The 18,001-nt window shown below is 74.7% G+C and carries 13 protein-coding genes; 8 read left to right on the top strand and 5 right to left on the bottom strand.

All coding sequences use genetic code 11. The features are described from left to right. Window positions 1–103 precede the first annotated feature (103 nt). On the bottom strand, window positions 104–559 hold the full coding sequence (locus ACWDYF_RS31720; protein WP_018564391.1) for a tellurite resistance TerB family protein: 456 nt from the start codon (window positions 557–559) through the stop codon (window positions 104–106). Between the two features lie 501 nt (window positions 560–1,060). Here ACWDYF_RS31720 and ACWDYF_RS31715 point away from each other — a divergent pair. The 5 genes from ACWDYF_RS31715 (at window position 1,061) to ACWDYF_RS31695 (ending at window position 7,437) form a co-directional block, all read left to right on the top strand. Then, window positions 1,061–1,708, top strand: coding sequence for a ScbR family autoregulator-binding transcription factor (locus ACWDYF_RS31715; protein WP_018564390.1), 648 nt, complete (start codon window positions 1,061–1,063; stop codon window positions 1,706–1,708). Between the two features lie 137 nt (window positions 1,709–1,845). Next, entirely contained in the window at window positions 1,846–4,029 is a 2,184-nt protein-coding gene (gene cyc2, locus ACWDYF_RS31710; protein WP_389473885.1) for a germacradienol/geosmin synthase Cyc2, read from the top strand. Window positions 4,030–4,207: 178 nt separating this feature from the next. Then, window positions 4,208–4,816 carry a PDZ domain-containing protein gene (locus ACWDYF_RS31705; protein WP_389473882.1) on the top strand — a complete coding sequence of 203 codons (609 nt, stop codon included), beginning with the start codon at window positions 4,208–4,210 and terminating at the stop codon, window positions 4,814–4,816. A gap of 401 nt (window positions 4,817–5,217) precedes the next feature. Next, window positions 5,218–6,345, top strand: a complete 1,128-nt coding sequence (locus tag ACWDYF_RS31700; protein ID WP_389473880.1) for an aminopeptidase P family protein — start codon at window positions 5,218–5,220, stop codon at window positions 6,343–6,345. A 42-nt stretch (window positions 6,346–6,387) separates the two neighbouring features. After that, a complete protein-coding gene (locus ACWDYF_RS31695) occupies window positions 6,388–7,437 on the top strand; it encodes a phosphotransferase family protein (RefSeq protein ID WP_389473878.1) in 1,050 nt (349 codons plus the stop codon). Between the two features lie 20 nt (window positions 7,438–7,457). Here the strand turns inward: ACWDYF_RS31695 and treZ are convergent, their stop codons facing one another. Beyond that, window positions 7,458–9,212 carry a malto-oligosyltrehalose trehalohydrolase gene (treZ, locus tag ACWDYF_RS31690; RefSeq protein WP_389473876.1) on the bottom strand — a complete coding sequence of 585 codons (1,755 nt, stop codon included), beginning with the start codon at window positions 9,210–9,212 and terminating at the stop codon, window positions 7,458–7,460. Between the two features lie 170 nt (window positions 9,213–9,382). Between treZ and ACWDYF_RS31685 the strand changes: the two genes are divergently transcribed. Next, window positions 9,383–9,934: a DUF1707 and FHA domain-containing protein gene (locus ACWDYF_RS31685; RefSeq protein WP_018564382.1), complete on the top strand. Its 552-nt coding sequence runs from the start codon at window positions 9,383–9,385 to the stop codon at window positions 9,932–9,934. Between the two features lie 83 nt (window positions 9,935–10,017). Then, window positions 10,018–10,458, top strand: a complete 441-nt coding sequence (locus tag ACWDYF_RS31680) for an SSI family serine proteinase inhibitor (protein ID WP_389473873.1) — start codon at window positions 10,018–10,020, stop codon at window positions 10,456–10,458. Between the two features lie 127 nt (window positions 10,459–10,585). On the opposite strand, the gene ACWDYF_RS31675 is transcribed toward ACWDYF_RS31680, so the two are convergent. Continuing rightward, window positions 10,586–11,836, bottom strand: a complete 1,251-nt coding sequence (locus tag ACWDYF_RS31675; RefSeq protein WP_381739817.1) for a M14 family zinc carboxypeptidase — start codon at window positions 11,834–11,836, stop codon at window positions 10,586–10,588. 109 nt (window positions 11,837–11,945) lie between these two features. After that, a complete protein-coding gene (gene treY / locus ACWDYF_RS31670) occupies window positions 11,946–14,312 on the bottom strand; it encodes a malto-oligosyltrehalose synthase (RefSeq protein WP_389473871.1) in 2,367 nt (788 codons plus the stop codon). A gap of 80 nt (window positions 14,313–14,392) precedes the next feature. Between treY and ACWDYF_RS31665 the strand changes: the two genes are divergently transcribed. Then, window positions 14,393–15,805, top strand: a complete 1,413-nt coding sequence (locus tag ACWDYF_RS31665; protein ID WP_389473869.1) for an MFS transporter — start codon at window positions 14,393–14,395, stop codon at window positions 15,803–15,805. On the opposite strand, the gene glgX is transcribed toward ACWDYF_RS31665, so the two are convergent. Further along, a complete protein-coding gene (gene glgX / locus ACWDYF_RS31660) occupies window positions 15,765–17,882 on the bottom strand; it encodes a glycogen debranching protein GlgX (RefSeq protein WP_018564377.1) in 2,118 nt (705 codons plus the stop codon). The genes ACWDYF_RS31665 and glgX overlap by 41 nt on opposite strands. Window positions 17,883–18,001: the final 119 nt, after the last annotated feature.

The following is an 18,001-nucleotide window of genomic DNA, read 5'->3' as shown; positions in this document are numbered from 1 at the left end:
CCGCACACCGGCGGCGCGCAGCCGGGCGCGGCGGCCGTCCGGCCCCGCCGGACCGGCCGGGTCCACCGCCGCCCGCGTGCCGCCATCGCCCTGTCCGCGCCGCTCAGAGGTCGAACTCGTGCGGCGGGAGGTCCAGCGCGTAGCACGCCTCGCGGACCACGGCCTGCTCGGTCTTGTCGAAGTCGCCGTCCGCGCCGCCGATGACGATGCCGATCTGCACGACCGCGCGGGCCTCGGCGGGCTTCTTCTTCGCCTTGGCGATCTCCTGGAGGACGCTCACCTTGCCGAAGGCGAAGTCGGCGGTCAGCTTGTTCAGATTGTCCTCGAAACGGCGGCGCAGATCGTCGGCGGGGAAGTTCTGCAACACCTCGTTGGTGGCGATCAACTGGGCGACGCGCTGCCGCTCAGAGGGGTCGACGGTGCCGTCGGCGGCGGCCACGAGCGCGCACATCGCCATGCTCGCGTCGCGGAACGCACCGCTCTTCAGGTCGTTCTTCTTCGCCGTCAACTGGGTCTGCATCTGCGTCGCGGAATCCTTGATGCGGTCCCACAGGGCCATGGTCGCTCTCCAAAAGGTCGGATGGCCGCACCGGTCGCGCACGGCAACCGGGCGCGGCCGGGACGGTCAGGTCAGATCTACAGCAACGTAGAAACTAGCGGGGCACCGGATAAGTTCCGCCCGCCGTCCGGGAGGCCGGGACCGGTCCGCGAGGGGCCCGGCCGCCGCCGCTACGATCGCGTCCATGGCGAGGCGTGGAGTGCGGCGGTGGACCTCTTCCCGGGCACCGTCGAGTGCCGCCCTCACGCGGCGGACCGACGTCCGCGCGCCCCGATGTCGACGGGTGGCCCCCGTGTCGCGCCCACGGTGATCAAAATAAAACCGCGCGCCCTGTTTTTATCGAGTCTGCTTTCGCCCTACTTTGAGGGCTTTTCCGCTGATTATTCGGGGTAAACAGGACTGCCGTTCGCCTGGTGACGGGTCGGGCGAGTGGGCTATCGTAGGCTCGAACGAGAAACAAACAGCATGCCCCGTTCGTTACATCCCTGGAGTGTTCTGGCCATGGCGAGGCAGTTACGGGCCGAGCAGACGCGCTCGACGATCATCACGGCGGCTGCCGACCTGTTCGACCGGAACGGCTACGAACGGACGAGCCTCAGCGACATCGTCGAACACGCGCAGGTCACCAAGGGTGCCCTGTACTTCCACTTCGCGGCCAAGGACGATCTGGCCCACGCCATCATGGAGTTGCAGGCCGCGGCCCTGCGTCAGGTGACCGGAGAGGTGGAGGGGCGGAACTGCTCGTCCCTGGAAGCGCTGATGCGCATCACCTTCGCGTTCACCCGGCTCTCCGTGGAGGGCCCGATCGCCCGCGCCGGACTGCGGCTCGCCACCGGCGGGGTGGAGGTGCGCGCGCCGCTGCGCCACCCCTTCACCGAGTGGCTGGAGATCGCCACGCACCGGCTGCTGGGCGCGGTCAAGGAGGCCGACATCCATCCCGACGTGGACGTCCAGGCCGCGGCGCGCTCCCTGGTCTCCTTCTTCGTCGGCACCCGTGTCACCGGCCGCCCGCTGGAGCCGGTGGCCCGGCTGCCGCGCCGGACGGCCGAGATGTGGCACCTGCTGATCCGCGGGCTGGTGCCCGTGCCCCGGCGGCCGCGCTATCTGAGCCTGGCGGTGCAGCTGGAGCGCGACATCGAGCCCGGCTGAGCCGGGGCGGCCGGGCCACCGGGGCCGCCTGCCCGAACCGGCCTCCGGGGGAGGGGTGTTCGGCGGTGATTCACGCGATGGTGTGATCGAATGGGTGGCGGAGGATGGTCGCGGAGCGTCCCGGGTAGGGCCCGGCCATGACGCAGCAGCCCTTCGAACTCCCGCACTTCTACATGCCCCACCCGGCGCGGCTGAACCCGCACCTGGGTGAGGCACGCGCCCATTCGACGCGCTGGGCCCGCGACATGGGCATGCTGGAGGGCTCCGGGATCTGGGAGCAGTCCGACCTCGACGCGCACGACTACGGACTGCTCTGCGCCTACACCCACCCCGACTGCGACGGACCCGCCCTCTCCCTCATCACCGACTGGTACGTGTGGGTCTTCTTCTTCGACGACCACTTCCTGGAGACCTTCAAGCGCAGCCAGGACCGGACCGGCGGCAAGGCGTACCTGGACCGGATGCCCCTGTTCATGCCCCTGGACGACACCACCGAGGTCCCCGAGCCGCAGAACCCGGTGGAGGCGGGCCTGGCCGACCTGTGGGCGCGTACGGTCCCCGCGATGTCGGCCGACTGGCGCCGCCGGTTCGCGGTGTCCACCGAGCACCTGCTGAACGAGTCCCTGTGGGAGCTGTCCAACATCAACGAAGGGCGGGTCGCCAACCCCGTCGAGTACATCGAGATGCGCCGCAAGGTCGGCGGCGCGCCCTGGTCGGCCGGGCTCGTGGAGTACGCCACCGCCGAAGTGCCCGCCGTCGTCGCCGGATCCAGGCCGCTGCGGGTGCTGATGGAGACCTTCTCCGACGCCGTGCACCTGCGCAACGACCTCTTCTCCTACCAGCGGGAGGTCGAGGACGAGGGCGAGCTGAGCAACGGCGTGCTCGTCCTGGAGACCTTCTTCGGCTGCACCACCCAGGAGGCCGCCGACACCGTCAACGACGTCCTCACCTCGCGGCTGCATCAGTTCGAGCACACCGCGCTCACCGAAGTGCCCGCCCTGGCCGTGGAGAAGGGCCTCACCCCCGGCCAGGTCGCGGCGGTGGCGGCGTACACCAAGGGGCTCCAGGACTGGCAGTCCGGCGGCCACGAATGGCACACCCGCTCCAGCCGCTACATGAACGAACGCGCGCGCCCCGCCGGCCCCTGGCAGGCCCCGGCCGGGCCCGGCACCTCGGGCGTCGACGTGGCCGCGCTGCTCGCCGTGGCCGCCGCCGAACGGCTGCGCGCCCACAGCCACGTCCCGTACGAGAAGGTCGGCCCCTCGCGCATCCCCGACCTCTACATGCCCTTCCGGCTGGAGCTGTGCCCGCATCTGGACCGCTCCCGGCCGCGGCTCGCCGACTGGTGCCACCGCATGGGGATCCTCGCCGAGGGCGTCTGGGACGAGGACAAGCTCGACGCCTACGACCTGGCGCTGTGCTCGGCCGGACTCGACCCGGACGCGACACCCGAGGCCCTGGACCTCAGCGCGCAGTGGCTCGCCTGGGGCACCTACGGCGACGACTACTACCCGCTGGTCTACGGCCACCGCCGCGACCTCGCCGCCGCCCGGCTGACCACCGCCCGGCTGTCGGCCTGCATGCCGGTCGACGGCGAGGAGGCCACCGTCCCCGGCAACGCCATGGAACGGGGCCTGGCCGACCTGTGGGCGCGGACCACCGCCGACATGACCCCCGACCAGCGGCGCACCTTCAAACAGTCCATCGACTCGATGACCGAGAGCTGGGTGTGGGAGCTGGCCAACCAGATGCAGAACCGGGTGCCCGACCCCGTCGACTACCTGGAGATGCGGCGCGCCACCTTCGGCTCCGACCTCACCCTGAGCCTGTGCCGGCTGGGACACGGCCCGTCGATCCCGCCCGAGGTCTACCGCAGCGGGCCGGTCCGGTCCCTGGAGAACGCCGCCATGGACTACGCCTGCCTGCTCAACGACGTCTTCTCCTACCAGAAGGAGATCGAGTACGAGGGCGAGATCCACAACGGGATCCTCGTCGTGCAGCACTTCTTCGGCATCGACTACCCCGCGGCGCTCACCGTGGTGCACGACCTGATGACCCAGCGGATGCGCCAGTTCGAACATGTCGTGGCACACGAACTTCCGGTCGTCTGCGACGACTTCGCGCTGTCGGACGAGGCGCGGGCGACCATGGAGGGCTATGTGGCCGACCTGCGCAACTGGCTGGCGGGCATCCTCAACTGGCACCGCAGCGTCAACCGCTACAAGGCCGAGTGGCTGGGCCGCCGCGCCCACGGCTTCCTCCCGGACCACCCGCCGGCCCCCGCGCTGCCGACCCCGGCCCGCGCGCTGCCCGTCGGCTGAACCGGCGCCGGACCGGTGCCGGACCGGCGCCGGTTCAGCGCTGCGGTGCCTGCGGCCGTGATCGTGGCGGTGCGGTCCAGGGGTCTTACGTGCCGCCCGAGCCGTCGCCCGCGCTCTCACCCTTTCGTGGCTCGTGGCGGGCCGTCCCGCCGGGTAGGCACCAGCCGGAGGAGAACGAATGGAACAGACTGCGTTGCGTCCCAAGCCCCTGCCCGGTGCCGAGCCCGCGGGCGGCCCCTCGCGCGAGCGGAGCCCGTCCGGCACCGGCGAGCGGCGGCCCGGCCGCCGGTTCGCGGGGGCGCTGTGCGGCCTGTGCGCCGGGCTGGTGCTGCTGCTGGCCGGGGTGGGGCTGGGCGCGGTGGGCGCCACGGTGATCGGTGCGAGCAGGCTGGCCGAGGCGCAGCGGCACGCGGGCCTCGCGGGTCCGGCGGCGGCCCCGGCGGTACCGGCGTCCGGGGCCGGGTCAGGGGCCGGGTCCGGCCCGGAGGGCGCCGCGGCGGTGCGGCCGGCGCCGGTTCCGGTGGGACCGACCCTCGGCGTGGAGGCGGTGGACGACGGGAAGCCCGGGGCGCGGGTCGTCGGCGTCCATGTGCCGGGCCCCGGCTACTCGGCCGGGCTGGTCCGCGGCGATGTGCTGCTCGTGTTCGACCGGACGCGGATCGACTCGGCGGCCGACCTGGCGCGCGCGGTGGCCGAGGCCGACCCCGGCCGCTCGGTGGTGCTGACCGTGCGCCACCGCGGCGGGGGCTACCAGCAACTGGACGTCACCCCGGGCGTCGTCACCTGACCACGCCGCGTACGCGACGACGGGTACGGCGGCACGGCCCCCGTCGTCGGATCGACGGCCGCCGTCCAGATCGTCGCGTCAGGCCGTCCCGGCAGGCCTTCTGGCCGGTCTTCTGGACGGTCTTCCGTCAGGTCGTCCTTCAGGGTCTCCTTCAGGGCGTCCTCGTGGCTGCCGGTGATCACGGCATCAGCGCTCATGGCCGTGCGAGCCCGGCCGTGAGATCGAATCCGGGAAAGCGGTGGTCGTGCGGACACCCGGGCAGCGAGGATGGAGGAGGGAGCGGACGGCGGACCGACCGGCTCGCGCCGCCCACTCCGCGCGGGCAGGATGCTGCCCGTGGGCCCTGCCCGCCGCTCGACTGTTCGTCCCACCCGCCCCTTCAGCCGCACACGGAGGCCCGGATGACCGGCACCGCGCCCGCGCCCTTCACCGCCGACGACTACCGGGCCCGGATGGCGCGCGCCGAGCGCGCCGCGGCGGACGCGGGGCTGGCCGGACTGCTCGTCGCCCCCGGACCCGACCTGGTGTGGCTCACCGGCTACGCGCCGCCCGCCGCCACCGAACGGCTCACCCTGCTGGTCCTGGTCCCCGGCCGCGACCCCGTCCTCGTCGTGCCCACCCTGGAGGCCCCGGACGCCGCCCAGGCCACCGGCGCCCCCGCGCTGACCCTGCGGGACTGGACCGACGGCAAGGACCCCTACGCCCTCACCGCCGCCCTCCTCGACGAGCGCGGCCGCTTCGGCGTCAGCGACAACGCCTGGGCCCTGCACCTGCTCGGCCTCCAGCAGACCCTGCCCGGCATCTCCTGCGCCGCCCTCACCGAGGCCCTGCCGATGCTCCGCGCCGTGAAGGACCCGGCCGAGCTCGACCTGCTCGCCGCCGCGGGCGCCGCCGCCGACCGCACGTTCGAGGAGATCCGGCACGTACGCTTCGCCGGGCGCCGCGAGCGCGAGGTCGGCGCCGACCTCGCCGGTCTGCTGCGGCGCTTCGGCCACTCCCAGGTCGACTTCACCATCGTCGGCTCCGGGCCCAACGGCGCCGACCCGCACCACGAGGTGGGGGACCGGGTCATCGAACACGGCGACATGGTCGTCCTCGACTTCGGCGGTCTCAAGGACGGCTACGGCTCCGACACCACCCGCACCGTGCACGTGGGCGAGCCCACCGACGAGGAGCGCCGGGTGCACGACGTCGTGCGCGAGGCCCAGGAGGCGGGCTTCGCCGCCGTACGGCCGGGCGCGGCCTGCCAGGACGTGGACCGGGCCGCCCGCGCGGTCATCGCCGACGCGGGCTACGGCGAGTACTTCATCCACCGCACCGGCCACGGCATCGGCGTCACCACCCACGAGCCGCCGTACATGATCGAGGGGGAGGAGCAGCCCCTCGTGCCCGGCATGTGCTTCTCCGTGGAGCCCGGCATCTATCTGCCCGGCCGCTTCGGGGTCCGGATCGAGGACATCGTGACGGTCACCGAGGACGGCGGCCGCCGCCTCAACGACACCACCCGGGAGCTGGTCCTGGTGGACTGATCCGCCGGCCGACCCCATCCGACCCGACGACACGGCGCGACGATGACCCAGGCACCGACACCCACGGCGGACAGCGTCCGCAGACTGGTCCGCACCCTGCTCCCCGACGCCCCGCGCGACGGCTACGCCCCCGCCGGGGTGCCCGAGGTACGGCCGGTCACCACGGGCGGCGAGCACTCCACCTGGTGGGTCGGCACCCGCCATGTGCTGCGGCTGGCCCCCGACCGCGACGCCTCGGCGCGGCTGCGCCGCGAACTGCGCCTGCGCGACCTGGCCCGCCCGCACCTGCCGGTGGCCGTCCCCGCGAGCGCCGCGCACGGCGAGTGGGCGCCCGGACTGGCGTACACCCTGGACACCCGGATCACCGGCGGCACGGCCGACGAGCTGGACGTCTCCGCGCTCGGCGAGGACGACCTGGCCGGGCTGCTGGCCGGGCTGCGCGCGGTGCCCGTGCGGCAGGCCGGGACGCTCGGCGTCCCGCGCACCGCGCCCCGCTCCCTGGAGGCGCTGCGCCGGATGGCCGTGCACGCCGCCGAGGCCCTCGGCGCGGCCGACGAGTTCGAACCCGCGCGGATGGCCCAGCTCGCCGCGCCCGCCGCGGCCCAGCTGGCCGCCCAGTCCCATGCCGCCGTCCTCGTCCACCACGACCTCAAGGGCGAGCACCTGGTGCTCTCCCCGGACGGCCGGGTCCGCGGTGTCCTGGACTGGACCGACGCGGTGGTCGGCGACCCGGCCGAGGACATCGCCGGGCTCGCGCTGGCCGTGGGGTCACCGGCCGCCGTGCGCGCGGCCACCCTCGCGGGCTACGGCGCCCGCCCTTGTCTGCGCGGCCTGTGGCTGGCCCGCTGCGACACGCTGATCCGCCTCGCCGACCGCCTGGCGGGCCGCGACGAGAGCCCGCTGCCGCTGCTGCGCGTCCAGCTGCGCCACTCCTGGGAGGCGATCCTGCTGGAGCGGGTCACCGAGTTCCGCGAGGACGGCGAGCAGGACGACGAGCAGGACTACGAACGGGAAGGCGAGCGGGACGACGGGCGGGACGGCAAGCAGGACGGCGGCGGGGATCCGGCGGACGGCGGGGGCGGGCGGCCGTAGCCGCGTGGGGCGGTCCGTGCTCAGCTCTGCGCCAGCACCACGCAGGAGCGGCCGGGCAGCCGCAGCAGTCCCGTCCCGTCGGGCGCCTCGACCGGCTCCCAGGCGGCGAGCACCCGGGCCGGGCGGGTGCCCAGCGGGATCGCCGCCGTCGTACTGCCCAGGTTGACGGCCACCCGTACGTCCCCGCGCCGCAACGCCAGCCAGCCGGCCTCCTCGTCGTGGGCGACCCGGGTGGCGGCGAGGTCCGGATCGGTCAGGTCGGGCAGAGCGCGGCGCAGCGCGATCAGCCGCCGGTACCAGTCCAGCACGCGCGCGTGCGGCGCGCGTCCGGGCTCCGACCAGTCGAGGCAGGAGCGGTCCCGGGTCGCCGGGTCCTGCGGGTCGGGCACGTCCTGCGCCGCCCAGCCGTGCGCCCCGAACTCCCGCCGCCGCCCCTGGCGCACCGCCTCGGCCAGCTCCGGGTCGGTGTGGTCGGTGAAGTACTGCCACGGTGTGCCCGCCGCCCACTCCTCGCCCATGAAGAGCATCGGCGTGAACGGCGCGGTCAGCGTCAGCGTCGCCGCGCACGCCAGCAGTCCGGGGGCGTCCGCCAGCAGCCCCGACAGCCGGTCGCCCCGGGCCCGGTTGCCGATCTGGTCGTGGGTCTGGCTGTAGCCGAGCAGCCGGTGCCCGGCGGTGCGGGTGCGGTCCAGCGGGCGGCCGTGGTGGCGGCCCCGGAAGCTGGAGTACGTCCCGTCGTGGAAGTAGCCGCCGGTGAGCGTCTTGGCGAGCGCGGCGAGCGGGGCCCGCGCGAAGTCGGCGTAGTACGCCTGCGACTCGCCGGTGACGGCGGTGTGCACCGCGTGGTGGAAGTCGTCGCTCCACTGGGCGTGCAGCCCGAGGCCGTGCTCCGCGCGCGGGGTGATCAGCCGCGGGTCGTTCAGGTCCGACTCGCCGATGAGGAACAGCGGCCGGCCCAGGTCCGCCGCGAGCGCGTCCACGGCCGCGGACAGCTCCTCCAGGAAGTGCCGGGCGCGGGTGTCCACGAGCGCGTGCACCGCGTCCAGGCGCAGCCCGTCCAGCCGGTAGTCGCGCAGCCAGGCCAGGGCGCTGCCCAGGAGGTAGTCGCGCACCTCGTCGGAGCCGGGTGCGTCCAGGTTGACGGCCGAGCCCCAGGGCGTGTGGTGGGTGTCGGTGAAGTACGGCCCGAACTTCGGCAGGTGGTTGCCGGACGGTCCCAGGTGGTTGTGCACCACGTCCAGGACCACGCCGAGGCCCAGCTCGTGCGCCCGGTCGACGAAGCGCTTCAGCCCCTCGGGGCCGCCGTACGGCTCGTGCACCGCCCACAGCGACACCCCGTCGTACCCCCAGCCGTGCCGCCCGGGGAACGGGCAGACCGGCATCAACTCCACGTGCGTGACGCCCAGTTCCACCAGGTGCTCCAGGCGGCCCGCGGCGGCGTCGAAGGTGCCCTCGGGCGTGTACGTGCCGAGGTGCAGCTCGTAGAGCACGGCCCCGGGCAGCGGGCGTCCGGCCCAGCCGTCGCTGCGCCAGGTGTGGCGGCCCTGGTCGACGACGGCGCTCAGGCCGTCCGGTCCGTCCGGCTGCCGCCGCGAGCGCGGATCGGGCAGCACCGGGCCGTCGTCCAGGGCGAAGCCGTAGCGCGAGCCGTCCCGCGCCTCGGCCTCGCCGCTCCACCAGCCAGGACGCTCCGGATCGGGCTCCAGCGCGCGCGTGGCGCCGTCGCACCGGAGCGTCACCCGGCCGGCCTGCGGTGCCCACACCTCGAAATGCACGGACGGTTCCCCTTCGTCTGCTTCACCGTGTTGGCGTCCCCATGGTCCTGCAAAGACGATCAATCCGCTTTCGGTTCCACCCTTTCGCGGGAGATGTCGTCAACTCGGCACACCGCGGCGCCGTTCCCGTTTTCTGGACACCCCGGGCCGGTTGTCCGACAATCACCAGCGTGACGTCGTCCTTCGAGTTCCCCACCCACCCCGCGCGGGTGTCCGACGCGGAGCGTGACCGGGCGCTGGAGGTGCTGCGCGACGGCGTCGCGGCCGGACGGCTGTCGTACGACACGTTCGCGCACCGCATGGAACGGGCGCTGGCCGCCCGCCGACCGGACGAACTCGCCGTGCTCACCTCGGACCTGTCCACCGAGGGGCGGCTCTCGCGCGCGCTGTTCGGCGCCGTCGGGGCCGTCTCCGGCTTCACCGTGCGGCTGCGCCGGGCCTGGCAGTCCGAGCGGCTGCCCAAGCTGCTGCTGCCGCACGCGGACAGCGGACATCCGCTGCGCATCGGGCGCGACCCGGCGAGCGGGCTGCGGCTCAACCACGAGACGGTCTCGCGCACCCACGCCGAGCTGCGCCACCAGAGCGGCCTGTGGGTCCTGCGCGACCTCGGCTCGACCAACGGGACCACCGTCAACGGGCGGCGGGTGACCGGCGCGGCCGTCGTCCGCGAGGGCGACCAGGTCGGCTTCGGGCAGGTGTCCTACCGGCTGTCGGCGCACTGACGCGGCCCGCGTGCCGGGCGGGGGCGCTCCCGTTCGGGTGAGCCGGGCTGGGGGCGGCGCACCCGGGTGCCGATACACCCGCCATGACCCACTTCATCAGCAAGGCGACGACCCGGTGGCTGCGCCGGGCAGTGCCCGCCGCGGCGGTCCTCCTCGCGGGCACGGCGGTCCCGGCCCAGGCGGCCGGGTGGGCCCGGCACCACGACCGGGGCGACTGGCTCTACGTCACCGTGACCCACGGCGACACCCGTTCCGGCGGCGGCGACACGCGCGGCACCCTGCTGCTGTGCGACCCACCGCACGGCCACGCCCACGCGGCCGAGGCGTGCGCGGAGCTGCGCTCGGCGCGCGGCGACATCCGGGGCATCCCCCGCAAGGACGCGTTCTGTTCGATGATCTACGCGCCGGTGACCGTGCGGGCGCGCGGCGAGTGGCAGGGCCGCGCGGTCGACTACACGGAGACCTTCGCCAACGGGTGCGAGATGAACGCCCGGACGGGGGACGTGTTCGCGCTGGACGCGTGAGCGGCGCGCGGCGGGACGGCGGGGCGGCGGCACGGGTCTCCCGTACCGGCGGCGGGGCAGGATGCCCGTCCCGGTGGCGGCGCGGGCGGCCCGTACCGATGGCGGCGCGAGTGCCCGTCCGCCCCCGTCAGCCCGCCACGTCACGGGCGTGCCGGGCCGTCTCCAGCACCGTGCGGGACTGGTGCTCCACCTGGTGCTCCAGCGGCACCCAGCGGGCCCGGAACCGGTCCGCGAAGGCCACGCTCCAGGTCGCCACGAGACGGGCGAGCGCCGGTGCCGCCCGGTCGTCGGCCGCGCGCAGCACCCGCAGCAGCATCGCGGCGGCCCGCAGCGGCAGCCGCCGGCCGAAGGCGTCCACACTGCCGACGTACGCCCTGCTCGTGTCGGCGGGCGGGCCGTCCGTCCAGTCCGCCGCCAGCCCCGGCACCACGCCGAGACCCCAGCGGGCCGCGCGCAGCAGCGGCCCGTCGGCGCCCCGCAGCCGGGGCAGCGCGTCGGCGAGCACCGCCTCCACCGCCCGCGCGTCCCGCAGCAGCCGGGCGGCCAGCCGCCGCAGCTCCGCCTCGGGCGCGGGGTGCGGTGCGGGGTCGTCGACCAGGTCGCTCGCCCACATCGGGATCTCCACGACCGCCGTCAGACCGCCGTGGCGGTGCGCGTGGTACCAGGTGCTGTGCCGGGCGTCGTCGGGCATGCTCGGGTAGGCCAGGGCCGCGCCGGGCGCCGGCATCACCCGCACCCCGGGCCCGGAGACGGGCCAGCCCGCCGCGTCGCAGGCCCCCGTCTCGATGGGGATGCGCAGCTCCGCCGCCGACTTGCAGAAAGGTTCCGCCAGGCCGGGTACGTCGCGGGTGAGCTGCACCCAGCTGCCGCCCAGCTCGGTGCCGTGCAGCGTCACCTGGAGATAGGGGCGCAGCGCGTCGATCACCCCGGTCAGCGCCCGGGTCTCGGGCGGCAGCCGGTCGGGCGGCAGCACGGACGGCGACCACTCCGGCTGCTCGGCCCCGGCCGGCCGGAAGAAGCCCAGGTGGTAGTCGAGCAGCGTGCGCGGCGCCGGGGTCACGTGCAGGCTCGCCCCGTCCGGGTCGGCGCAGAGCAGGAAGTGCCAGGAGGTGTCCGCCCGCAGCTCCCGCTCGTCGCGCACCCGCCGGGCCAGCGCCAGGAGTGTCGAACCGCCCGCCGGCTCGTTGGCGTGCGCGCCCGCGACCACCAGCACGGCCCGGCGGGCGTGCCCCACGGACAGCAGGTGCAGCGGTCTGCCCGCCCGGGAGAGACCGACCCGGTCGAGGGCGCACAGGCCGGGCCGGTGCGCGGCCAGCGCTCGGGCACCGGCCACCAGTTCGGGCACACTGGGGTAGCGCGTCTCCGGCAGAGGACTCACCCCCGTACGCGTCCGTCCGGTTTCGCATTCCGCAGTACCCCACGGCCGGTGACGCCTGTCAAGGGCGTGCTCGACGGCGGACCGGGCGCCCCCTTCCGGCGCCCCGCGCTCAGTCCTCGCCGACCGGTCCGCCGACCCGTTCCAGCAGTGCCACCGGCAGCGCCGCGAACAGCTCCTCCACGCGCGCGTGCCCCTCGAAGTGCCGCCCCGGAGCCAGGGCGTCCGCCCAGCGGCCCGGCGGCAGCGGCAGCCGGGTGCCGCGCCAGCCGCCCGCCTCCGCCAGGCGCAGCGACAGCCGGGTCACGGCCGTGACCACCTCACCGGAGCGCGTGAAGGCCGCGCAGTGCTCCGCCGCCGGGCCCTCGGCGCGCAGCGGCTCGTACGTCCCCGAGGCGCCGAACACCCCGGGCCGGCGCGCCCGCAGCCGCAGCGCCGCCGCCGTCAGCGCGCCCTTGACCCCCGCGTCGGCGGGCGGCAGGTCCACGGGCCGCCGGTTGTCCGGGTCGACCAGCGCCCGGTACTCGGCCTCCGTGCCCTGGTAGAGATCGGGCACGCCCGGCATCGTCAGGTGCACCAGGGCCGTGCCCAGCACATTGGCCCGGATGTGCGCCGCCAGCTCGTCGCGGAAGGCGCTCACCCGCGCGCCCGGCGCCCCGCACGGCCCCTCGGCGACGAACCGCTCCACCGCCTCCTCGTACGCCGCCTCGCGCTCCGTCCAGCTCGTGTGCAGCCCCGCCTCGCGCACATGCTTCAGCAGCGCGCCCCGCACCCGCTCCGGGTCGGCGGGCCCCAGGCCGAACACCGTCTGCCAGGCCGCCCAAGCCAGTTGAGCGTCGGGCACGAGCGCGTCCTCGCCCGTCACCTCGGCCAGCAGCTCCGCCCAGCGCCCCGGGCACTGGGTCAGCACCGACAGGGCCGCCCGCACGTCCGCGCTGCGCTTGGTGTCGTGGGTGGTGACCACCGTCCCGGTCCCCGGCCAGTCGCGCTGCACGCGCGCGCAGTACGCGTGGAAGTCCCCGGGCGGCACGGCCGGGCGCCCCGGGTCCCCGCCGACCTCGTTGGCCGACAGCAGCGGCACGTACCGGTAGTACGCGGTGTCCTCCACGGACTTCGCGCGCAGCGCGGAGGCGGCCTGCGCGAACCGGGTCCGCAGCTCCGCCGCTCCCGCCCCCTCGCCCGCCCGGCCGAGCACCAGGTCGCGCACCACGTCCACGGCATCGGCCTCCTCGGGCACGGCGAAGGCGAGCCGGGCCCGTCCGGCGGCCTCCTCGGTGACCACGGAGGCCGCGTCCACGGAGGCGTAGGGCCGGTACACCTCCAGGCGGACCAGCAGCTCCCGGAGCGCGGTGCGCAGCGCCCACGGCGCGCGGTCGCGCAGCGCCGGATCGGGCGCGGACGAGCACACCCGGTCCGCCGTCCGGGTCAGCCGCGCGCTCTCGGCGGCCAGCTCATGGCCGATCACCTGGTACGCGGCCCGCCGGACCGTGGCCGCCCAGTCGCCGCCGCGGTCGGTCCGCGGGGCGGCGAAGCTCCGGTAGTGGTCCAGCAGTTCGTCCGCGCCGGCCGGATCGGTGAACAGCCCGTCCACGTGCCGCAGGGCGTCGTACCCGGTGGTGCCCGCGACCGGCCAGGAGGGCGGCAGGTGCTCACCGGCGGAGAGGATCTTCTCCACCACCGTCCAGCGGCCGCCGCTCGCCCGGTGCAGCCGGGCGAGGTAGCCGTCGGGGTCGGCGAGGCCGTCGGGGTGGTCGATCCGCAGCCCGTCGACCACGCCCTCGCGCAGCAGCTGGAGGATCTTGCCGTGGGTCGCGGCGAACACCTCCGGGTCCTCCACCCGCACCCCGATCAGCTCCGAGATGCTGAAGAAACGCCGGTAGTTCAGCTCCGTACGGGCCAGCCGCCACCACACCGGCCGGTACCACTGCGCGTCCAGCAGCTCCGGCAGCGGCAGGTGCGCGGTGCCCGCCCGCAGCGGGAAGGCGTGGTCGTAGTAGCGCAGCACGTCGCCGTCCGCCTTCAGATGTCCGGCCTCCGCGCCGACCGGGCCGCCGAGCACCGGCAGCAGCACCTTGCCGCCCCCGGCCTCCCAGTCGATGTCGAACCAGCGGGCGTACGCGGACGCGGGTCCCTCGCGCAGCACGTCCCACAGGGCGGGGTTGTGGCGCGGGACCATCGCCATGTGGTTCGGCACGATGTCCACGATCAGGCCGAGACCGTGCTCCCGCGCGGTGCGCGCCAGCGCGCGCAGCCCCTCCTCGCCGCCGAGTTCGCCGCGCACCCGCGAGTGGTCCACCACGTCGTACCCGTGCGGCGAGCCCGGTACGGCCTCCAGGACGGGGGAGAGGTGCAGGTGCGAGACGCCGAGCGACGCCAGGTACGGCACGGCCGCCGCGGCGGCCTCGAACGGGAACGCGGGCTGGAGCTGGAGCCGGTAGGTGGCCGTGGGCACGGCGGGTACGGGGTGCTCGGGTGTCATGCGATGCTACGTACCCGCCTGGCCCGGTTTCGTGTCATCGGTCCGTCCACGTGCGCGGTGTGAATGGCTAGCTTCGGACGATGACCACAGCGCGGCGGCGCGGCGCCCGGGAGACCTACCGTGACGTGATCGGCCTGACCGGCCCGCTGCTTCCTGCGGTGTCGTTCCCCGGGCGGCTGCCCACGGCCACCATCCAGTTCGGCAGTGTGCTGCTGGTCGCCCGGACGAGTGACTCGCTGGCCGCCGCCGGATTGACCGGAGGAGCGCTCGCCCTCGGGCAGGTCTCCTGCGGGCCCCTCGTGGGACGGCTCGCCGACCGGCACGGACAGCGCACCGTCGTGCTGCTGTTCGCCTGGGCCAACGCGGTGGCGATCGCCGCGCTGGTCGCCGGGGCGCTCGCCGGGCTCGGCGCGCCCGCGCTCGCGCTGCTGGGCGCGGGCGCGGGGGCGACCGTACCGCTGATCGGCCCGCTGGCCCGCGCCCGCCTCGTCGCCCTCGCCCGCGGGGCCGGGGCGTCCGAGGAGACGGTGGGCGCGGCGCTCTCCTTCGAGAGCACGCTCGACGAGATCTCCTTCGTCCTCGGCCCGGCCCTGGTCGGCGTCGCCTCGGTCCTCGCGCACCCGGCGTACGCCCTGGGCGCGGCGGCGGTGCTGGTGGCGGTGTGCGGCACCGGCTTCGCCCTGCACCCGACGGCCGCGGCGACCCGCCCGGCCGCCACCGGCCACCGGGCCCCCACCCGCACGCGCACGCGTGCCCTGCGGTGGCCCGTCCCGCGCGCGCGTGCCGGGCGGACGGCAGCCGCACGCGCGCGTGCCGACCGCGGCGAGGACACCGGCCGTCGTCCGCGCATGCCGCGCGCCGTGCACGCGCTGCGGGCGGCACTGGCCCTCCAGGGGGCGATGTTCGGCGCCTGCCAGGCGGGCATCACCGCGCTCACCGGGCGGCTGGGCCACGAGGACCAGGCCGGACTGGTGTACGCCGCCATGGGGGTGATGAGCGCGGTCGCCGGGCTGTCCATGGCGGCGCTGCCCGCCCGCTTCGGACTGCGGGCCAGATGGCGGACGGCCACGGCGGCGGCGTTCGCGCTGTCCCTGCCGCTCCTGGCCACCCACGGCCTGGCCGCGCTGTACACCGTGGTGACCGTGCTCGGGGTGGCCTACGCCCCGCATCTGATCACGGTGTTCGCGCTGACCGAGCGCGCGGTGCCGCCCGCCCGGCTCGCCGAGGCGATGGCGTACGCGACGAGCGCGATCGTCGCCGGGCAGGCCGTCGCCGTCGCCGTGTGCGGCCGGCTGGCCGGTGCCCACGGGCCCGCCGCGGCCTTCGCCGTGGCGAGCACGGCGGCCGCGCTCGCCGCGGTGCTCGCGCTGGCGGCGCGGCCGGTGCCCCGCGCGCCCGCCTCGCCGGACACCCTCCCCGCGCGCGTGGGCGCCGACGACCGCGCCCGGGGGACTACGCCGGGCGTTGCAGGACGACCAGGCTCCGGTCCGTGAGGGTGAGCCGGTCGCCCGCCTGCGCGGCGCGGCCGGTGCCGGGCGGGACCGGGACGGAGCGGGCGGTGTCCACGACCACCCGCCACTGTCGTCCGTGGTCGACCGGCACGACGAAGTCCAGGGGCCGGGCCGCCGCGTTGAACATCAGCAGGAACGAGTCGTCGGTGATCCGCTCGCCGCGCTGGCCCGGCTCGGAGATCGCGTTGCCGTTGAGGAACACGGTCAGCGCGGAGGCCGGCGCGGAGTCCCAGTCCTGCTGGGTCATCTCCTTGCCCTCCGGGGTGAACCAGGCGATGTCCGAGAGTTCGTCGTGGGTGCCCTCCACCGGCCGCCCGTGGAAGAAGCGGCGCCGCCGGAAGACCGGGTGCTCCTTGCGCAGCCGGGCCATCGCCCGGACGAACTCCAGCAGCTCGCCGTCCGGCTCGCCCGGTTCCGGCCAGCGCACCCAGGCCAGTTCGTTGTCCTGGCAGTAGGCGTTGTTGTTGCCCCGCTGGGTGCGGGCGAACTCGTCGCCGTGGCTGATCATCGGCACGCCCTGGGACAGCATCAGCGTGGAGAGGAAGTTGCGCATCTGCCGGGCCCGCAGCTCCCGCACCTCCGGGTCGTCAGTGGGGCCCTCGGTCCCGCAGTTCCAGGACCGGTTGTGGCTCTCGCCGTCCCGGTTGTCCTCGCCGTTGGCCGCGTTGTGCTTGTCGTTGTACGCCACCAGGTCGTGCAGGGGGAAGCCGTCGTGGCAGGTGACGAAGTTGATCGAGGCCAGCGGGCGGCGCCCGTCGTCCTGGTAGAGGTCGGAGGAGCCGGTCAGCCGGGAGGCGAACTCCGCCAGCGCCCGCGGCTCACCGCGCCACAGATCCCGTACGGTGTCGCGGTACTTGCCGTTCCACTCGGTCCACAGCGGCGGGAAGTTGCCCACCTGGTAGCCGCCCTCGCCCACGTCCCAGGGCTCGGCGATCAGCTTCACCTGGGAGACCACCGGGTCCTGCTGCACCAGGTCGAAGAACGACGACAGCCGGTCCACCTCGTGGAACTGCCGTGCCAGGGTGGCCGCCAGGTCGAAGCGGAAGCCGTCCACATGCATCTCGGTGACCCAGTAGCGCAGCGAGTCCATGATCAGCTGGAGGACGTGCGGGGACCGCATCAGCAGGGAGTTCCCGGTGCCGGTGGTGTCCGTGTAGTGGCGCGGGTCGTCCGCCAGGCGGTAGTAGCGGGGGTTGTCGAGGCCCTTGAAGGACAGGGTCGGGCCGAGGTGGTTGCCCTCGGCGGTGTGGTTGTAGACCACGTCGAGGATGACCTCGATCCCGGCCTCGTGCAGCGCCCTGACCGCCGACTTGAACTCCAGGACCTGCTGCCCGCGGTCGCCCCAGGAGGTGTAGGCGTTGTGCGGGGCGAAGAAGCCGATGGTGTTGTAGCCCCAGTAGTTGTTCAGGCCCATGTCCACCAGACGGTGGTCGTTGACGAACTGGTGTACGGGCATCAGCTCCAGGGCCGTCACCCCCAGCTCCGTCAGGTGTTCGATGACCGCCGGGTGGGCCAGCGCCGCGTAGGTGCCGCGCAGCTCCTCGGGCAGCCCCGGGTGGCGCATGGTGAGGCCCTTGACGTGCGCCTCGTAGATCACCGTCTCGTGGTAGCCGCGGCGCGGCGGACGGTCGTCGCCCCAGTCGAAGTACGGGTTCACCACCACCGACGTCATGGTGTGCGGGGCGGAGTCCAGGTCGTTGCGGCGGCCGGGGTCGCCGAAGTGGTAGCCGTAGACCTCCTCGCCCCACCGGACCGAGCCGCTGATCGCGCGCGCGTACGGGTCCAGCAGCAGCTTCGCCGAGTTGCAGCGCAGCCCGCGCTCCGGCGCGTACGGACCGTGCGCCCGGAACCCGTACCGCTGGCCGGGCATCACGCCCGGCAGGTACGCGTGCCGGACGAACGCGTCGCTCTCCCGCAGCTCCACCGCCGTCTCCGAGCCGTCGTCGTGCAGCAGACACAGCTCCACTCGGTCCGCGGCCTCCGTGAAGACCGCGAAATTGGTGCCGGCGCCGTCGTACGTGGCGCCGAGCGGATACGCCTCTCCAGGCCAGACCTGCATGGACACGACCCTCTGTGGTGTGCGGCGCCCCGGGTGGCGCCCCTGGCCCGAGTGTCCCCGAAAGTGCGGCCGCCACCTATGACTTCGCCACGGGTGCGTCGTCCGGCCGCGTTCTGTCC

The organism is Streptomyces sp. NPDC003284, from assembly GCF_053589675.1.
Note: the sequence above shows the minus strand (reverse complement) of the source record. Positions and strands in the feature narration are given on the sequence as shown.